We start from the raw sequence: 17,958 nt of genomic DNA, 5'->3' as shown, positions 1-17,958 counted from the left end.
GCCATGACGGCACTATTTGACACCCGCAACCGCCCCTGAGACTTCCAAACGGGCGAGTTCTGTCGCGGAGCGGTCACCGTGCGTCCGGTGTTTCCCCGGCCGGGGCGTATCGTGCGCGGACGATCCGGCGGGATCAGGTGACGCCGAGCCACTCCTCGATCGGATGGATGGCGAAGAAGACCACGAAAAGGGCGGCCACGATCCAGAGCGCGGGGGAGACCTCGCGGGCCTTCCCGCGGGTGACCTTGATGACCGCGTAGCCGACGATGCCCATGCCGAGGCCGGTGGTGATCGAGAACGTGAAGGGCATCAGCACGATGGTGAGGAACGCCGGGATCGTGATCTCCAGGTCGTTCCAGTCGACCTTCGAGACCTGCGTCATCATCAGCGCGCCGACGACCACCAGGGCGGGCGCCGCGGCCTGCGCCGGGACGGTCGCCGCCAGCGGGGTGAGGAACAGCGTCACCGCGAACAGCGCGCCCGTGGCGATGTTGGCCAGGCCCGTGCGCGCGCCCTCGCCGACGCCCGCGGCCGACTCGACGAACACCGTGTTCGCGGACGAGCTGGTGAGGCCGCCGAACGCGGCGGACAGGCCGTCCACCGACAGGATCCGGCCGAGGCGCGGCACCTCGCCCTTCTCGCTCACCAGGCCCGCCTCGTCGCTGATGCCGAGGATCGTGCCCATCGCGTCGAAGAACCCGGAGAGCACCAGCGTGAAGAGCACGACCAGCGCGGTGATGACCCCGGCCCGGCCGAACCCGCCGAACAGGGAGATCTCGCCGAACAGCCCGAAGTCGGGGGCGGCGAACAGCTTGTCGGGCATGTCCGGGGTGACCACGCCCCAGCCGCCCTGCTTGACGGTGGCGTTCTCCTGGATGAGCACGGCCCCGACGGTCCCGGCGATGATGCTGATCAGGATGGCGCCGGGCACCCGCCGCACGTACAGCACGATCATCAGCAGCAGGGTCGCCGCGAACACCAGCGTCGGCCACGTCTCCAGGCGGCCGCCGGTGCCGAGGGACAGCGGGGGGCTGGTGGCGCTGGAGGTGACGAACCCGGCGTCGTAGAGGCCGACCAGCGCGATGAACGCGCCGATCCCGACCGCGATCGCGTGCTTGAGCGCCAGCGGGATCGCGTTCATGATCCGCTCGCGGATGCCGGTGACCGCCAGCAGCACGATGACCGCGCCCTCGATCACCACGAGGCCCATCGCCTGCGGCCAGGTCATCACCGGGGCCGCCTGGAACGCCACGACCGCGTTGATGCCGAGGCCCGCGGCGAGCGCCAGCGGGGCGTTGCCGACCAGCCCCATGATCACGGTGGTGACCGCGGCGGACAGCGCCGTCATCGTGGTCAGCTGCGGGATCGACAGGGTCGCGCCGGTGACGTCCTTCGCGCCGCCGAGGATGAGCGGGTTCAGCAGGATGATGTAGGCCATCGCGAAGAACGTGGTGACGCCGCCGCGCAGCTCGCGCGGGACGGTGGTGCCGCGCGCGGTGAGGTCGAACAGCCGCTCCAGCGGCCCGCGCCCGCCCGCCGGCGGTGAATCGTCGGTCGGTCCGGCTTTGGTCTTGGACATGACGGGCGCTCCGCTTTCAGCAGCATTGTCTTCGGAAACGGCGAGCACAGGGTAGCCCTACCGGGCGGGGGTGTGGCCACCGGCTCCCCCCGGGAAGAAGGTGTCGGGACGTGATTTCCGCCCTCCGCAGCGTGACGGGGGCGATGCGTCCCCTATAGCCTGCCCTGGTGCGAATGCGAGACTCCGCCGGGGCGACGGCCCTGGACTCCTACGCGTGGCTGCTCGCGTCCGTCCCTGAGCGGACGCGGTCGTCGTTCCGCGCGCGGATGCTCGGCCCGCTGGAGGAGTACGACAGCACCAGGCAGGCCGATCTCGTGCACACGCTGGAGGTCTTCCTGTCCTGCTCGGGCTCCTGGAGCCGCACCGCGACGCGATTGCACGTCCATGTGAACACGCTTCGGTACCGAATCCGGCGAATCGAGGACCTGACCGGACGGGATCTCGGCAGACTTGAGGACCGAGTCGACTTCTTCCTCGCCCTGCGCGCGGCGAGCACCTTGTAGGCGGTGGTCACACGATGGATCGGGAGACACTGGGGCAGCGCATCCGCGCCCTGCGGATCCGGCAGGGCGTGAGCCAGGCGCAGCTCGCCTTCCCCGAGCTGTCCGACAGCTACATCTCGCTGATCGAGAGCGACAAGCGGGTGCCGGCCCCGAGCGTCGTCGAGCTGCTGGCGGCGAAGCTGAACTGCTCGGCGACCTACCTCGTCAGCGGCGTCAGCGAGGACGTCGTGGACGAGCTGCGCGTCACCCTCGACTACGCCGAGATCGCGCTCAGCAACGGCGCGGCGGCGGAGGCGCGGGCCCGCTACGCCGAGGTGCTCGGCAGCGCCGACGCGGTCGCGCTGCCCGAGATGCTGCACCAGGCGCGGTGGGGCCACGCCCTCGCGCTGGAGGCCGCGGGCGAGCTGGAGGCCGCGATCGCCGAGCTGAAGGCGCTGACCGAGCAGGCCTCGGCCGAGGCCGACCTCGACCACTGGGCGAAGGTGCACGTCGCGCTGAGCCGCTGCCTGCGCGAGCGCGGCGACATCAGCGCGGGCGTGGAGGCCGCCGAGACCGCGCTGCGACACCTGATCGCCACCGGCGCCGACTCCACCGACGCCGCCGTGGACCTCGGCGCGGCGCTGCTGTCGGCGTTCATCGAGCGGGGCGACCTCGTCCGGGCCCGCCAGCTCGCCGCCCAGCTCGTCGAGCGGGCCGAGCGGATCGGCAGCCCCCGCGCCCGGATGGTCGCCTACTGGGAGGCCGCCTACGTCGCGGAGATCCGCGGCGAGTACGACGAGGGCGTCGCGCTCGCCGAGCGGGCGCTCATGCTGGCCGGCGACGGCGAGGACCCCCGCAACCTCAACCGGCTCCGCGTCATCTACGCCGGACTGCTGCTGCGGGCCAAGCCCGACCAGGCCGCCCGCGCCCGCGAGCTGCTCGCCCGGGTGCGCGAGGAGATCAGCGCCAGCTCGTCCGGCGAGATCGACGTCGCCTGGTGCCTGACCGAGCTGGCCCGCGCCGAGACCGCGCTCGGCCGCCCCGCCGAGGCGGTGGCCCTCGCCGAGGAGGCCCTCGACCTGCTCGGTGACGCCCCGCGCCGCGCCACCGCCGGGGCGCTGACCGTGCTCGGCGAGGCGTCGGTGCGGCTCGGCCGGCACGACCGCGCGGTCGAGGTGCTGACCCGGGCCGCGACCTGCCTGGAGGAGATGGAGTCCTCCCGGGAGGCCGCGCAGGCGTGGTTCGACCTCGCCGAGGTGCTGGCCGGGACGGGGACGTCCGACGAGCCCCGCATGGCCGCCTACCGCCGCGCCCTGACCTGCGTGGGGGTGTAACCGAACCGTCCCGGGCGCCGCCGCGTCAATGAATAATGCTGCGGTTGGCCTGAGATGGGGGAGTTGCCCGTGTTCGGTGTTGTACGTCCGTGCCGTCATGTTCTGTGCGGGTCGCTGTTCAAGGACTGGATGGCCCACCTGTGCGGGCTGTGCCTGACGCTGCGGGCCGAGCACGGCCAGGCCGCGCGGCTCGTCACCAACTACGACGGGCTGCTCGTCTCGGTGCTGGTGGAGGCGCAGTCCCCGGAGCTGTCGCCGCGCCGCAAGGCGGGGCCGTGCGCGCTGCGGGGGATGAAGACCGCCGAGGTCGTCACCGCGCGGGCGCAGGGCGCGCAACTCGCCGCGGCCGCGTCCCTCCTGCTCGCCGCGGGCAAGACCCGCGACCACGTGGCCGACGGCGACGGGCCCTACGCGCGGCGGCTCGTCGCCACCGCGGCCGGGCGGATGGCCGACAGGTGGGACGCCGCAGGCGGCCGCACGGGCGCCGCCGTCGGGTTCGACCCGGCGGTGCTGCGCGACGCCGTCGCCCGGCAGCCGGTCCTGGAGGCGGCGCCCGGCCTCGGGCTGCTCGACCTGACCGAGCCCACCGAGACCGCCGTCGCCGCCGTGTTCGCGCACACGGCCGTCCTCGCGGGCAGGGAGGCCAACGCCGAGACGCTCGCCGAGGCGGGCCGCTTCTTCGGGCGCCTGGCGCACCTGATCGACGCCGTCGAGGACCTCGCCGCCGACGAGGAGGCGGGCGCGTACAACCCGCTCCTCGCCACCGGCACCACCCCCGAGGAGGCCCGCCGGCATGCCGACGACGCGCTGCACGGTCTGCGGCTCGCGCTCGCCGACCTGGAGCTGGAGCGGCCGCGCCTCGTCCGGGCCCTGCTGGACCGCGAGGCGGGCCGCTCGGTCGAGCGCGCCTTCGCCGCCCCCGTCGACCTGTCGAAGGGGCCGCGCCCCCCGCGGCCCGGGCTGCCGATCCCGTGCTTCACCGGGGCGCTGGTCTGCGCGACCTGCGGGATCTTCCAGCCCGAGTGGAGCGAGCACCACGGCGAATCGTTCTGCGACCGCTGCTGGTGCAGTCGGCACGCCGACGGCTGCGACTGCTCGGGCTGCGACTGCTCCGGCTGCTGCGACTGCTGTGACTGCGACTGCGATTGCTGCGACTGCGACTGCGGGTGCAACTGATCGGTACCGTTTCTCCCCGATTGCGCCATCGCGCGACCCGGGACGTGCCATGGTGGCGGGCTCAGTAGGGTAGACGGAGCCCTTCGACTCACTAGAGAACCCGGCCATCCATGAACATGTTCACGTCCCGCCGCCCCCTGCGCCGCCTCGGCCTGATCGCCGCCGCCGCCCTCGCCTTCGGCGCCCTCAGCGCGCCGCCCGCGCTGGCGCACACGAAGCTGGTCGGCAGCACGCCCGAGAAGGGCAAGGCGGCGGACTCGGTCACCGAGGTCACGCTGGTCTTCAGCGACAAGATCAGCGTGGCGAAGGTCGTCGTCAGCGACGGGCAGAAGAAGGAGTTCCAGGCGGGCGCGGCCGAGCGCGCCGGGACCAAGGTCACGCAGAAGCTGACCGGCCCGCTGCCCGCCGGCTCCTACACGGTCGCCTACCGGGTCGTGGGCGAGGACGGGCACCCGATCGAGGGCGACGACCTGGCGTTCAGCGTCACCGGCGGCGGGGCGGCCGCCTCGCCCGGGCCGTCGGCGGGCGGGGTCGGCGCCGAGGAGCAGACGGGCCCGGCCGCCAACACCGACGAGCAGCCGCTCAAGATCGACCAGGAGCAGGCCGCCGAGAAGGACTCCGGCTCCGGGATGCTCCTGTGGGTGCTGATCATCGCGGGCCTGCTCGTGGGCGTCGGCATCGGGGTGCTCATCGTGTTCCGCGCCAAGCGCAAGCACCAGGCGGCAACCGGCGGTGAGTAAGGGCAGCCTGGCCGTCTGGCGGGCGGGGGCGGCCGCCCTGGCCGCGTCCGCCGTCCTGCTGGTGGCCGGGCTCGTCCTCGGCGGCTCGGTCACCGAGAAGGTCATCCCCGGCCTCGGCGACGCGGGCGCGCTCACCCGGTGGGGGCTGCCGGTCTCCCGGATGGCGATGGACCTGCTGTCCGCGCTGACCGTCGGCGCCCTGCTGGCCGCGGCCGCGTTCCTGCCCGTCGAGGGCGGCCGCGCCGCGCCGCGGCTGTCGAAGGACGCCCTCGGCTACCTGGGCGCCGCCTCCTGGATCGCCGCCGCGTGGGCCGCCGCCGCGGCGGCCACGCTGGTGTTCACCGTCGCGGACGTGCTCGGCCAGCCGGCCGGCGACGTCCTCACCGGCAGCGAGCTGAGCAGTTACGTCGGCTCGCTGCCGCAGGGCACCGCCCTCATGATCGTGGTGCTCCTCGCCGTGGTGGTGGCGCTGCTGGCGCGCACCACCACCACGCCCGCCGCCGCGTTCGGGCTGCTCGCCATGGCCGGGATCGCGCTGCTGCCCGCGCCGCTCACCGGGCACTCGGCCTCGGCCGCCAACCACTCCACCGCGACGACGGGCGTGGCCCTGCACGTCGCCGCGGTCGCCCCGTGGGTCGGCGGGCTCGCGATCGCCTGCGTCCACGCGCTGCTGCGCCGCGACCGGCTGGCGCTGGTCACCGAGCGGTTCAGCCGGATGGCCCTGTGGTGCTACGTCATCGTCGGCGCCAGCGGCCTGGTGAACGTGATCGCCCGGCTGCCGGACCCGCGGGAGATGGTCGAGACCGACTACGGGCGGCTCGCGCTCGGCAAGATCATCGCGTTCTGCCTGCTCGGCTGGTTCGGCTGGTGGCACCGGACGCGCACGCTGCCCGCGGTGGCCGGCGGCAGGCCGGGGGCGTTCGCCCGGTTCGCCTCCGTCGAGGCGGCCGTGATGGCCGCCACCATGGGCCTCGCCGTCGCGCTGGCCCGCACCGCGCCGCCCCCGCCGGCCGAGCCGGAGTCCGCGGTCAAGTCGCTGCTCGGCTACGACATGCCGCCGCAGGTCACCCCGGTCCGGCTGCTGACGCTCGGCCAGTTCGACCTGTTCTTCGCCGCCCTCGTCGCCGTGCTCGGCGGGCTGTACCTCGCCGCCGTGGTCCGGCTGCGGCGGCGCGGCGACTCCTGGCCCCTCGGCCGCACCGCCTCCTGGCTCATCGGGCTCGTGACGATCCTCGCCGTCACCCAGACCGGCATCGCCCGGTACGCGCCGATCCTGTTCAGCGTCCACATGGCGCAGCACATGGTGCTCAACATGCTGACGCCGATCTTCCTGGTCATCGGGGCACCGGTGACGCTGGCGCTGCGGGCGCTCAAGCCCGCCCGGCTGCGCGGCGACCGCGGGCCGCGCGAGTGGCTGACCGCCGTGCTGCACAGCCGGTACCTCGCGGTCGTCGCCCATCCCGCGGTCGCGACGCTCGTCTTCGTGGTGAGCACGTTCGCGCTGTACTTCACGCCGCTGTTCGAGGCCGCGATGCGCAACCATCTCGGCCACATCGCGATGATGGTCCACTTCCTGGCCAGCGGCTCCCTGTTCTTCTGGGTGCTGCTCGGCGTCGACCCGGCGCCCCGGAAGCTGCCCTACCCCGCCCGCCTCGTGCTGCTGTTCGTCACGATGCCGTTCCACGCCTTCTTCGGCATCGCCCTGATGAACATGAGCCAGGCGCTCGCCCGCGGCTGGTACACCTCCGTCGACCCGCCGTGGGGCACCACGATCCTGCACGACCAGCACACCGGCGGCGCCATCGCGTGGGGCTTCGGCGAGGTGCCGACGTTCCTCGTCCTGATCGTGCTGGCGTTCCAGTGGTACGTCCACGACCAGCGGCAGGCGCGGCGCATGGACCGCAAGGCCGACCGGGCGGCGAAGGCCGGCGGGCGGCCCGAGGACGACGAGCTCGCCGCCTACAACGCCCGCCTCGCGAAGCTCGCCGAGCGCGACCGCGCCGCCGGGCCGCAGGGCGCCGCGGAGCAGCGGGGCGCCGCGGAGCAACAGGACCGGGCGTGAGCGTGCGCTCCCCCGTGCGGGGGAGGGGCCCGACCGCCCGTTCTGCGAGGATCGAGCCGTGCTCCGTGTGCTCCGCCCGCTGATCGAGCCGGTGACCTGGCGGCGCTGGTCCCACCTCGTCGTGGGCGGCGCGCTGCTCATGCCGTACTGGTTCCTCGCGATCAGCCTGATCCCGCTGCTGCCGATGGGCAACGGCCTGTTCAAGGCCGTGCTGATGCTGGTCGTCATGCCGGCCGCGGCGACGTTCGTCACCGGGCTCGTGCCGACGGTGCGGCTGCTGGAGAGCTCTCTCGCCAAGGAACTCCTCAAGGGCCCCGCCGCGGCGCTCGTGCCCGGCTCGGCGGTCTCCTGGGAGAGCCGCGCCCGGGCCGCCGCGTGGTTCACCCTGCACCTCGGCACGGGAGTGGTGGTCAGCGGGCTGAGCCTGGCCCTTCCGCCGGCCGCCGTCGTGATGGTCCTCGCGCCGGCGGTGAGCTGGGACACCCGGTTCCTGGAGTCCTGGGGATGGCAGAGCGCCTGGCACCAGTGGCCCGCGCCGCCGATCGGGGTGGCGTCGCTGGCCCTGCTGCTGGCGCTGATCGTCGGGGCGGGCGCGCTGCTGGCCCGGCTGGCGCCGGTGTTCCTCGGGCCGTCCGCCGCCGAGCGGCTGGCGGACATGCGGGCCGAGGCCGTCAAGCTCGCCGAGCGCAACCGGCTGGCCAGGGAGCTGCACGACTCGGTGGGGCACGCGCTCAGCGTGGTGACCCTCCAGGCCGGCGCGGCCGGGCGGGTGCTCGACAGCGACCCCGGGTTCGCGCGCGAGGCGCTCGCCGCGATCGAGGAGTCGGCGCGGGCGGCGCTGGAGGACCTCGACCACGTCCTCGGCCTGCTGCGCGACGACCGGTCCCGCCCGGCCCCGCAGGCCACGCTGAAGGACCTCGGCCGGCTGCTGGAGCAGACGCGGATCGCGGGGGTGGCGCTGGACGCGGAGGTGGACCCGGAGGTCGAGCACGTCCCGGCCGCGGTGTCGCGGGAGGCGTACCGGATCGTCCAGGAGGGCCTGACGAACGCGCTCCGGCACGCGGGGAAGGTACCGGTGCGGCTCCGGCTCGGCACCGACGGAGAACGGCTGGAGGTCGAGATGACCAATCCGCTCGGCGCGACCCGCGGCGAGGGCGCCGGCCACGGCGGCGGCCGCGGCCTCGGCGGCGTCCGCGAGCGCGTCACCGTGCTGCGCGGCGAGATGTGCGCGGGGGCCGACGGCGACCGCTGGCGCCTGCGCGTCTCCCTGCCGCTAAGGTCCGGGGCATGACGATCAAGGTTCTGCTGGTCGACGACGAGCGGCTGATCCGGGCGGGGCTGGCCGCCATCATCGACGCCGAGGACGATCTCGCCGTCGTCGGGGAGGCCTCCGACGGGTCGGAGGTGCCGGGCGAGGTGCGCCGGCTGCGCCCGGACGTCGTCCTGATGGACGTGCGGATGCCGCGGCTCGACGGCATCCAGGCGACCCGGCACCTCCTGGCCACCGTGCCGGAGCCCCCGCGGATCATCGTCGTCACCACGTTCGAGAACGACGAGTACGTCTACGACGCGCTGAAGGCCGGCGCCAACGGCTTCCTGCTCAAGCGGACGCGCCCGGAGGAGATCCTGCAGGCGATCCGGATGGTCGCGCACGGCGACAGCCTGCTGTTCCCGGCGGCGATCCGGGAGCTGGCCGGGCGGCACGGGCCGTCCGGCGCCGGGGGCGCGGACTGGCACGGCCGGCTGACCGGCCGGGAGGGGGACGTGCTGCGGCTGATGGCCAAGGGCTACTCGAACGCGGAGATCGCCGAGGAGCTCTTCGTGAGCCCGCAGACGGTGAAGACGCACGTCGGGAACGTCCTCGCGAAGACGCAGGCCCGCGACCGGACGCAGGCGGTGATCTTCGCCTACGAGACGGGCTTCATCACGCCCGGGTGAGGTGGCAGGGTGACCGCATGAGGGACTTCCGCTTCGGGTTCAACGTCTTCGACATCGTCTCCCGGGAGGACTTCGCCGAGCGGTGCCGCCGCGGCGAGCGGTACGGCTACGACGTCGCGCTCGTGCCCGACCACCTCGGCGCCCCGGCCCCGTTCCCGACCATGGTGGCCGCAGCGGACGCGACCGAGCGGCTGCGCGTCGGCCCGCTCGTGCTGAACGCGGGGTTCTGGAACGCGCACCTGCTCGCCCGGGAGGTCGCCACCGCCGACCGGCTCACCGGGGGGCGGGTGGAGCTCGGGCTCGGCGCCGGGCACATGAAGTGGGAGTTCGACGCGGCCGGGATCCCGTGGGAGCCGTTCGGCGCCCGCGCGGAGCGGATGACCGGGCTGATCGAGGAGCTGGGCCGGCTGTTCGGCGGGGGCGACTACGAGCGGCACCGGCCGGTGGCCGAGTTCTTCGGGCTGGCGGAACTGGCGCCCGTGCAGCGCACCGGGTTCGGCGGGTCGGGCCCGCCGCTGCTGGTCGGCGGCACCGGCGACACGATCCTGCGGGCGGCGGCCCGGCACGCCGACATCGTCGGGATCGCCGGCGCGTACCAGATGAAGGGCGAACCGCCCGGGACGTTCCGGTTCGGCACCGCCGAGGAGGCGGAGGAGCGGGTCCGCTTCGCCCGCCGGCACGCCGGGGACCGGGCGGCGCGGATCGAGTGGAACGTGCTCGTCCAGCATGTGCAGGTGACGCCCGACCGGCGGGCCGAGGCCGAGCGGATGCGCGCCGAGCGCGTCCCGTACATGACGGTCGAGCAGATCCTCGACACCCCGTTCGTCCTGCTCGGGACGGAGGCGCAGATCGCCGAGCAGCTCCGGGAGCGGCGCGAGCGGTACGGGTTCTCCTACATCACGGTGCACTCGCCCTTCATGGACGTCCTCGGCCCGGTGATCGAGCGGGTCTGAGCCCCTCGGCGGCCGGACGGGCGCCGGGCGCGCCGGGCGTCCTCGGCCCGCAATTCGAACAGGGCTTACACCTCATTTACTTACAGGTAGCTACAAAAGAGACAGAAAGGAATAAGAGCGACGATCGGGGGATCATGGACGCCGTTACCCTGGCCGGGCTGCGCAAGCCGAGGCCCTATCCGGCGGTGTCGGTGCTGATGCCGACGCACCGCTCCGCCCGGGACGTCCGCGAGGACCGCATCCGGCTGCGCAACCTGCTGGGGGAGGTCCGGCGCCGGCTCCACGACGACCCCAAGGTGGCGCCCGACGCCGCCGACCAGGTCGTCCGGGGGCTGGAGCGTGCCGCGGGCGAGGTCGATCCGCGGCACGCGTCCGACGGGCTGGTGCTCTTCGCCGCCCCGCGCGGCGAGCACCACGCGTTCACGATCGGCCAGCCCGTGGACGAGCGGGTGGTCGTCGACACCGGGTTCGCCACCCGCGACCTCGTCGCCGACTACACCCGCACGCCGCGCTACTGGCTGCTGTCCCTGTCGGACCACTGCACGCGGCTCTGGAGCGGTCTCGGTACGGAGCTGGTCGAGCACGCGCGCGGCGGGTTCCCGGTCGAGCCGGAGCCGATCGACGAGGCGAGCGCCGGGCGGCCGGCCCGCCGGGCCGGGCGGCAGTCCCGCCGGGCCGCCGAAGGCGGCGATGGCGAGCGCCGGCGCCAGGCCATGCGGGACGTGGTGTCCGCGCTCGAACGCGTCCTCGCGCGGGACCGGCGCCCGCTGATCGTCGCCGGCGTCACCCGGCACCAGGCGCTCTTCGACGAGGTCGCCGGGCCGCACGTCACCGTGGCGGGCCGCGTCGACGGCAGCTTCGAGGGCGTCGCGCCGAGCGCGCTCGCCGAGGCGGCCCGGCCCGCGCTCGCCGCCTACGAGGACCTCCGCGAGGTCGGCGTGCTGTCGGAGCTGGAGGCCGCGCGCAGCATCCAGCGGTACGCGGGCGGGCTCTGCGAGGTGGCGGAGCTGGTCGAGGAGGGGCGCGGCGAGCACCTGGTCGTCGAGCGCGGCTACTACGCGCCCGCGGTGCGCAGCGGGGGCGAGCTGATCCCGGTGGACGGCATGCCCGGCGTGCTCAAGGGCGCGGACGTGGTCGACGACGCCGTCGACCACGTCATCGAGACGGTGCTGGAGTACGGGGGCGAGGTCACCTTCGTCTCGGACGGCTTCCTGATCGACCACGACCGGATCGCGCTGGTGACGCGCTACTGAGCCGGGCCCGCGCAGGACGGGTCGTGCCAGCCCACCCAGCCCAGCGACCAGAACCGTCCGGCGTGCGGCCGCCAGCCCGCCGGGTGCGCGGGCCAGGACGCCTCCGGCGGCGTCCCGTCCGGGAGGGGGACGACGACCGTGCACACGCCCGGCGCGGGCGGCCGTCCGGCGCGGACGTCGAAGGTGCCGAGGCGCGTCCACCACACGGGGTACATCAGGGCGGTCCTGACGGCCCAGTTGAGCGACGCGTCCGTGACGACCCCGCCGGACGCCGGACCGGCGAGCGGGGGCTCGGCCGGCACGCGCGCGTGCGGTCCCATGACGAACGCCAGCGCCGCGAGGTTCACGCCGGCGAGCGCGACGGCGGTCAGGCCCGTTCTGTTCAGCCTGGACGCCACGAGCAGACCGCAGAGCAGGGCGAGCGCGGCGAGCGTCGCCTCGCGCAGATGCAGCGCGCCCCGGTCGGCGGTCAGGAACGTGACCTCGGGGAAGTCGAACCCGATGAAGACGTGGGTGCGGAGCCGCTCGCCGGCGTAGGCGGCGACCCAGAGCCCGGATCCGCCCAGCAGCAGCGCGCACGCCGCCGCCAGTCCGACCGCCCTGCCGGTGGCGAGGCGCATGAGGGCGGCGGCCCCGGCGAGCGCGTAGACCAGCGCCACGCACGCCAGGTAGCGGCCGTAGGCGAAGTTGCCCACCCGGTGCTCGTCCGGCAGCGCGGCCGAGGAGGCGTAGGCGATGCCGCAGGTCGCCGCGAGCAGCACGCCCGCCATGACCCTGTCCGCCGCGGGCGCGCGCCGCCGCGCGAGGACCGCCGCGACGGCCACCAGCCCGGCCCCCGCCAGCCCCCAGGTGGACACGATCAGGTACCAGAGCTGCCCGGCCGCCCCCGACAGCGCCCACTCCTGCCCGGGGACCGTGGTCAGCCGCGACGTCAGGATCCCGGCGAGGTCCCGCGTCCCGCGCGGATACAGCTCGGCGCGGATGTGCGCGTTCAGCGCCGCGCCCGCCGCGTACCCGGCGACCGTGACCGCGCCCCCGGCCAGCACGGCGCGGACCCTCCGGCGTCCGGGCAGGGCCATGACCAGCAGGGCGGCGCAGTGGACGGCGAGGAGGACCGACCCGCGGGTGTGCACCGCCGCCGTGCAGGACGCGACCAGGCTCGCGAGGGCGGCGTCGAGGGCGCGGCCGCCGCGGACGAAGCGGTCCAGGGCCAGCAGCCACGCCAGGACGAGCGTCGGCAGGACGGCGTCCGCGAGCGCGAAGGCGCCGAAGAACGTCGTCGCGGGCAGCAGCGCCGCCGCGAACGCGAGCGGCAGGGCGGACCGGCGGGCGAGCCCGAACCGGCGCGCCGCCGCGTACCCGAGCGGGAACAGCAGCGCGCCCAGCACCGCGTTGATCGCCATGACGGTCGTGTAGACCGTCGCCGGCTCGTGGGAGAACCAGTAGGCGGGGGCGAGGACGAGGGGGTACCCGCCCTGGTAGAAGGTGTTGCCGGACAGGTCGCCGCCCGGCCCCCCGGCCAGCAGCCGGGCGGCGAGCAGGTAGCCGGTCTCGTCCGGGTTCGCGGCCGGGCCGGTCCGCGCCCAGGCGAACCAGAGCCGGACGGCCGCCTGCGCGAGCACGCCGGCCGCGAGGAGCCAGGGCAGCGCGCGCGGGAACCGCCGGGCGCGGTCCGGCGGGGCGGTCGGTGCCTCGGCGGCCGGCCGGGGACCCTGGCGGCGGGGCGGGAGCAGGGCGAGCGTCATGCGCCCCACGGTTCCGGCGGCCTGTCATGATCGTGTGCCGGTGATGTCCGGATCTCGTGACACGAGCGGCCAGATGATCGGGAGCGGCCGATAATGTGCGGGTGGCGAGCATTCTGTTCATCGAGGATGATCCGTCCGCCCGGGCGGCGCTGGAGCTGGCGCTGACCCGCCAGGGGCACGGGGTGACGTCCCGGGCCACCGGCGAGGACGGGCTGGAGGCGCTGCGGGCGCGGCGTCCCGAGATCGCGATCCTGGACGTGATGCTGCCCGGCATCGACGGGATCGAGGTGTGCCGCCGCATCCGCCGGGAGGACCCGCTGCCGGTCATCCTGCTGACGGCGCGGGGCGACGACCTCGACGTCGTCCTCGGCCTGGAGGCGGGCGCCGACGACTACGTGGTCAAGCCCGTCGAGCCCCGCGTCCTGGACGCCCGGATCCGCGCGGTCCTGCGCCGCGCCGACCAGACCCGCATGGACCGGTCCGTCTACGGCGACCTCGTCATCGACCGGACCTCGCTGAAGGTCACCAAGGACGGCGCCGACCTGCGCCTCACCCCGACCGAGCTGCGCCTGCTGCTGGAGCTGACGCGGCGGCCCGGCCAGGCCCTCACCCGCCAGCACCTGCTGGCCGAGGTGTGGGAGCACACCTACCCGGGCGACTCGCGGCTCGTGGACGCCTGCGTGCAGCGCGTCCGCGCCAAGATCGAGGACGAGCCGGCCGAGCCGCGGCTGATCGAGACGGTCCGGGGCTTCGGCTACCGGTTCACGGCGCCGTGAGGCGCCTCCGGTTCGGGCTGCGGATGCGGCTCGCGGCCGCGTTCACCGCGGTCGCGCTGCTGGCGTCCGTGCTCGCCTCCGGCATCTCCTACGTGCTCCTGCGGCGGGTGATGCTGCAGCGCGCCCAGGACGCGGTGCTCAACGACGTCCGCACCGCCCTCGCCCGGCAGGTCCCGTCCAACCTGCCGCCCGACGCGGAGCCCCTGGTCGCCGCGGCCCTGGAGGAGGCGCTCGGCTCGGGCCAGGGACGCGAGGCGGTGGCGGTGCCGTTGCGGCTGGACGGCGGCGTCTCCCTTCCGCCCCCGGGCAGCCTGAACGTCGTCGTCACCCGCGAGTTCGCGCGGCGCGCGACGCGGGGGGTGGTGTTCCAGCGCGTCGTGAAGCACGACAGGGCGTTCGGCAGCGATCCCTACCTGCTCGTCGGCGCCCGCGTCACCGGCTACGAGACCACGGTGGACGAGCCGTCGCGGACGACGCCGCCGATGGTGTTCGTCACCGCGAGCCTGCGCCGGGAGGCCGCCGACCTGGGGCTGTTCACCCGCACCCTGCTGATCGCGGACGCCGCGGCGCTGGCGGCCGCGCTCGGCCTCGCGCTGCTGGCCACCGGGGGCGTGCTGCGCCCGGTGCGCCGCCTCGGCGCCGCCGCCCGTGCGCTCGGCGAGGGGAGGCTGGACACCCGCGTGCGGGTGCGGGGCCGCGACGAGCTGGCCGACCTCGCCGTCACCTTCAACCGGACCGCGCAGGCGCTGGAGCGGACGGTGACGGAGCTGCGGGCGATGGAGGCCGCGTCCCGCCGGTTCGTCGCCGACGTCTCCCACGAGCTGCGCACGCCGCTGACCTCGATGATCGCCATGACGGGCGTGCTGGCCGAGGAGGCGGACGAGGGCGGCGACGGGGCCGCGGTCCGGCTCGTCGCGGAGGAGACGCGGCGGCTCGTCCAGCTCGTCGAGCACCTGATCGAGATCAGCCGGTTCGACGCGGGCGCCGCCGCCCTCGTCCTGGACGACGTCAACGTCGCCGACGCGGTCGCGGCCACCCTGGACGCGCGCGGCTGGCGGGAGGAGGTGGCGGTGGAGGGCCCCGCGGACCTGTTCGTCCGGCTGGACCCGCGGCGGTTCGACGTCATCGTCGCCAACCTCGCCGGCAACGCCCTCAAGCACGGGCGCCCGCCCGTCTCGCTGCGCTTCGGACGGCCCGAGGACCCGGAGGCCGGCGGCGTCCGGCTCGTGGTCGCCGACCACGGCCCCGGCCTCCCCGACGACGTGGTCTCCGTGGTCTTCGACCGGTTCGTCAAGGCGGAGGCGGCGCGCTCGCGCAGCGAGGGCAGCGGTCTCGGCCTGTCGATCGCGAAGGAGAACGCCCTGCTGCACGGGGGCACGCTGGAGGCGGCCAACGGGCCGGAAGGCGGCGCCGTGTTCACCCTGTGGCTGCCCGACGGAGAAGGAGGCGAGGGCTCATGAGGCGACGGCGCCGGGTGCGGGCGCTCCTGGCGGCGGCGTCCTGCGCCGCCCTGGCCGGCTGCGGGATCCGGCCGACCGGGATCATCACCGCGGGGGACCCGCCGATGGCCCAGGCGCACGCCGCCGCGATCACCGTCTACCTCGTGCGGGGCGGCGAGCCCGGGAGGGGCGGTGAGCTCGTGCCGGTGACGAGGCCGGGGCTGCCCGGGGAGCCGAACCTGGCCATCGAGCAGCTCACCGTGCCGCCGACCGAACGGGAGCGGCTGATGGGGCTGCGCACCGAGGTCCACGAACGGCTCGACGCCTACTCGGTCGACGACGTGTCCACCCCGGTGGGCCGTCGTGCCCAGCTGGTCGTCCGGCCGGCCGACCGGAAGACCGGGACGAGGAAGTGGTCGCGGACGGCCATGGCCCAGATCGCGTGCACCGGGCAGACCATCCAGGGCATCCAGAACGTCAACCTGTGGAGCACGTTGAGCACGACCAGGAGCGAATGGAGGGTCCTGAACTGCGACGACTTCTCCGACCTGCTCGGGTGATCAGCCCCGCGTCAGCCACTGGGCGGTGATGTCGCCGAGCACGGACCGGACGGTCAGGATCGCGATGCCGAGGACCAGGACCGGCATCACCACCCACCGCTCCACCTTGCCGTCCGTCCGGGGGATGACGGGCAGTTCGACCCGCCACGGCAGCGGCCAGAACACGGGACAGCCCCGCGGTGTCAGGCAGTCGCCGGCGACGTGGGCCAGGCAGCCGAGCGTCACCGCGAACCCGACGAAGCTCATGTCGATGTTGCGCATGAGCCAGACGGCGATCAGGGCCAGCGCGCAGTCGGCCAGCGCCGACTGCGGCTCCGCACCCTCGAAGTCGAGCCCGACGCCGCGCAGCCCGAGGCCCACGATCATGAACAGGCAGGCCCACCAGGCCCAGATGTAGTGGGTGGCGAGGGTGTCCATCGCCCAGCCGATGCCGACCGCGAACAGGATCGAGTGGGTGGCGTGCCGGTGCCCGCCCGACACCTTCCCGATCCACTTGCACATGTGGTTCGTGATCGGCCCGAAAGTGTTGGCGATCCGGCCGTTGTGGTGGTCGATGTCCGGCAGGATCGCGGCGCCGGCGCACACCACGGCGCCCGCCATGACCTGCTCCGGCGACAGCGCCACCGCGTGCTCGCCGAGCAGCCGCTCCTGCCCGATGATCGGGACGGCGGCCAGCCACGCCAGCGCGCCGCTCAGGGCATGCGTCTTGCCCATCATGTGCCGTTCCCCCGCCTTCCAGCGCGTATCGCCGCCCGTCTCAGGGCGGGACTCTAATCCGCTCCTGATCGTTTTCGGCGAAGACGCGCCGAAGGGGGCGTCACGTCCCTTTGATGCGCGGAGGGACCCGCCGGTTCCGCCGTCAGACGGCGTTGCGCTCCCGCGCGGAGACGACCGCCTCGACGTTCTCCTCGGCCCATTCGGTGATGGCCCCGATGGGCTTCCGGAGCGAGTGGCCGAGCGGCGTGAGGGCGTACTCGACGCGCGGCGGCACCTCGGCGAAGACGGTCCGGGTGAGCAGGCCGTCGCGTTCCATGGCGCGGAGCGTCTGGGTGAGGACCTTCGGCGTGACGCCGCCGATCAGGTTGCGCAGCTCGGTGAACCGGCGGGGGCCGCCGCTCAGGCTGAGCACGACGAGGACCGACCACTTGTCGCCGATCCGGTCCAGGATCAGCCGGGTCGGGCAGTCGGGGTCGAACGCGTTGCCCTTCATGGTTTCCACAGGGTACCTACGGCACGTTGAAGTGACCAGTATCTGATGGATACTTTCGGCGATGACGACGTTCGAGGAGGTCATCCATGAGGATTCTGCTGATCGGCGCGACCGGCATGGTCGGCCGGCGGATCGCCGCCGAGGCCCGCGGCCGCGGTCACGAGGTCACCGGTGTCACCCGCGGCGGGAGCGAGGGGACGGCCCGGGCCGAGGCGAGCGACGCCGCCGCGATCGCCCGGCTGGCCGAGGGGCACGACGCCGTCGTGCTGAGCGTGCCGCCGCCCCGGGACGGTTCGGAGACCGAGGGGCCCCTGCTGGCCGTCACCCGCGGCGTCCTGGACGCCCTGCGTCGGGCCGGCCTCCGCCGCCTCGTCGTGGTCGGCGGCGCCGGAAGCCTGGAGGTCGCGCCCGGGGTGCGGCTGGTGGACACCCCCGAGTTCCCCGCCCTCTACAAGAACGAGGCGCTCGCCGCGGCCGCGCAGCTCGGCGCGATCCGGGCGGAGGCCGGCGACCTGGACTGGACGTTCATCTCGCCCGCCGCGGTCATCGCGCCCGGCGAGCGCACCGGCGTCTTCCGGCTGGGCGGCGACCGGCTCCTCACCGACGCCGGCGGCGACAGCCGCATCAGCGCCGAGGACTACGCCGTCGCCCTGGTGGACGAGCTGGAGAAGGGCAACGCCGTCCAGCGCCGGATCACCGTGGCGTACTAGG

At 74.3% G+C, this 17,958-nt stretch carries 16 protein-coding genes and 1 pseudogene; 13 read left to right on the top strand and 4 right to left on the bottom strand.

The genetic code is table 11. The features are described 5' to 3' along the window. Nucleotides 1–133 precede the first annotated feature (133 nt). The gene (locus AB0C21_RS00280) at nucleotides 134–1,579 is read right to left on the bottom strand and encodes an NCS2 family permease (protein ID WP_149257501.1); all 1,446 of its coding nucleotides are present in this window, start codon (nucleotides 1,577–1,579) and stop codon (nucleotides 134–136) included. A 170-nt stretch (nucleotides 1,580–1,749) separates the two neighbouring features. Here AB0C21_RS00280 and AB0C21_RS00275 point away from each other — a divergent pair. From AB0C21_RS00275 to AB0C21_RS00235, 9 genes and pseudogenes are all read left to right on the top strand, one after another. Further along, nucleotides 1,750–2,082, top strand: a pseudogene (locus AB0C21_RS00275) (PucR family transcriptional regulator); the annotation flags it as partial. 14 nt (nucleotides 2,083–2,096) lie between these two features. Continuing rightward, on the top strand, nucleotides 2,097–3,395 hold the full coding sequence (locus AB0C21_RS00270) for a helix-turn-helix domain-containing protein (protein WP_353821751.1): 1,299 nt from the start codon (nucleotides 2,097–2,099) through the stop codon (nucleotides 3,393–3,395). 69 nt (nucleotides 3,396–3,464) lie between these two features. Continuing rightward, a complete protein-coding gene (locus AB0C21_RS00265) occupies nucleotides 3,465–4,571 on the top strand; it encodes a DUF5685 family protein (RefSeq protein ID WP_500201940.1) in 1,107 nt (368 codons plus the stop codon). A gap of 110 nt (nucleotides 4,572–4,681) precedes the next feature. Next, nucleotides 4,682–5,311: a copper resistance CopC family protein gene (locus AB0C21_RS00260; RefSeq protein WP_500201939.1), complete on the top strand. Its 630-nt coding sequence runs from the start codon at nucleotides 4,682–4,684 to the stop codon at nucleotides 5,309–5,311. Next, nucleotides 5,304–7,373: a bifunctional copper resistance protein CopD/cytochrome c oxidase assembly protein gene (locus tag AB0C21_RS00255; RefSeq protein WP_500201938.1), complete on the top strand. Its 2,070-nt coding sequence runs from the start codon at nucleotides 5,304–5,306 to the stop codon at nucleotides 7,371–7,373. The genes AB0C21_RS00260 and AB0C21_RS00255 overlap by 8 nt, the downstream gene beginning before the upstream one ends. A 58-nt stretch (nucleotides 7,374–7,431) precedes the next feature. Beyond that, nucleotides 7,432–8,664 carry a sensor histidine kinase gene (locus AB0C21_RS00250; protein ID WP_500201937.1) on the top strand — a complete coding sequence of 411 codons (1,233 nt, stop codon included), beginning with the start codon at nucleotides 7,432–7,434 and terminating at the stop codon, nucleotides 8,662–8,664. Then, nucleotides 8,661–9,311, top strand: a complete 651-nt coding sequence (locus AB0C21_RS00245; protein WP_500201936.1) for a response regulator transcription factor — start codon at nucleotides 8,661–8,663, stop codon at nucleotides 9,309–9,311. Before AB0C21_RS00250 ends, AB0C21_RS00245 begins: the two co-directional genes overlap by 4 nt. 17 nt (nucleotides 9,312–9,328) lie before the next feature. Continuing rightward, nucleotides 9,329–10,264 (top strand): TIGR03621 family F420-dependent LLM class oxidoreductase, encoded by a 936-nt coding sequence (locus AB0C21_RS00240; RefSeq protein WP_500201935.1) that lies wholly within the window; start codon nucleotides 9,329–9,331, stop codon nucleotides 10,262–10,264. Nucleotides 10,265–10,398: 134 nt separating this feature from the next. After that, entirely contained in the window at nucleotides 10,399–11,517 is a 1,119-nt protein-coding gene (locus AB0C21_RS00235) for a baeRF3 domain-containing protein (RefSeq protein WP_500201934.1), read from the top strand. Here the strand turns inward: AB0C21_RS00235 and AB0C21_RS00230 are convergent. After that, complete coding sequence (locus tag AB0C21_RS00230; protein ID WP_500201933.1) at nucleotides 11,511–13,262, bottom strand: hypothetical protein; 1,752 nt, start codon at nucleotides 13,260–13,262, stop codon at nucleotides 11,511–11,513. The genes AB0C21_RS00235 and AB0C21_RS00230 overlap by 7 nt on opposite strands. A 101-nt stretch (nucleotides 13,263–13,363) precedes the next feature. Between AB0C21_RS00230 and AB0C21_RS00225 the strand changes: the two genes are divergently transcribed. The 3 genes from AB0C21_RS00225 to AB0C21_RS00215 are packed head-to-tail and all read left to right on the top strand — an operon-like array spanning nucleotide 13,364 to nucleotide 16,037. Continuing rightward, a complete protein-coding gene (locus tag AB0C21_RS00225) occupies nucleotides 13,364–14,038 on the top strand; it encodes a response regulator (RefSeq protein WP_160160848.1) in 675 nt (224 codons plus the stop codon). Next, complete coding sequence (locus tag AB0C21_RS00220) at nucleotides 14,035–15,498, top strand: ATP-binding protein (protein WP_500201932.1); 1,464 nt, start codon at nucleotides 14,035–14,037, stop codon at nucleotides 15,496–15,498. The genes AB0C21_RS00225 and AB0C21_RS00220 overlap by 4 nt, the downstream gene beginning before the upstream one ends. Beyond that, entirely contained in the window at nucleotides 15,495–16,037 is a 543-nt protein-coding gene (locus AB0C21_RS00215; RefSeq protein WP_500201931.1) for a hypothetical protein, read from the top strand. Before AB0C21_RS00220 ends, AB0C21_RS00215 begins: the two co-directional genes overlap by 4 nt. Here AB0C21_RS00215 and AB0C21_RS00210 read toward each other — a convergent pair whose 3' ends face one another. Continuing rightward, nucleotides 16,038–16,754, bottom strand: coding sequence for a metal-dependent hydrolase (locus AB0C21_RS00210; protein ID WP_200841685.1), 717 nt, complete (start codon nucleotides 16,752–16,754; stop codon nucleotides 16,038–16,040). It abuts the gene before it with no gap. 142 nt (nucleotides 16,755–16,896) lie between these two features. Continuing rightward, the gene (locus tag AB0C21_RS00205) at nucleotides 16,897–17,247 is read right to left on the bottom strand and encodes a winged helix-turn-helix transcriptional regulator (protein WP_500201930.1); all 351 of its coding nucleotides are present in this window, start codon (nucleotides 17,245–17,247) and stop codon (nucleotides 16,897–16,899) included. Between the two features lie 86 nt (nucleotides 17,248–17,333). On the opposite strand from AB0C21_RS00205, the gene AB0C21_RS00200 reads away from it, so the two are divergent. Then, nucleotides 17,334–17,957: an NAD(P)-dependent oxidoreductase gene (locus tag AB0C21_RS00200; protein ID WP_500201929.1), complete on the top strand. Its 624-nt coding sequence runs from the start codon at nucleotides 17,334–17,336 to the stop codon at nucleotides 17,955–17,957. The last annotated feature ends 1 nt before the right edge of the window (nucleotide 17,958 follow it).

Origin of the sequence: Spirillospora sp. NPDC049024, assembly GCF_040649235.1 — a bacterium.
Lineage (GTDB): Bacteria > Actinomycetota > Actinomycetes > Streptosporangiales > Streptosporangiaceae > Spirillospora.
The sequence above is the reverse complement of the archived record's forward strand: the minus strand, read 5'-3'. Positions and strand labels throughout refer to the sequence as shown.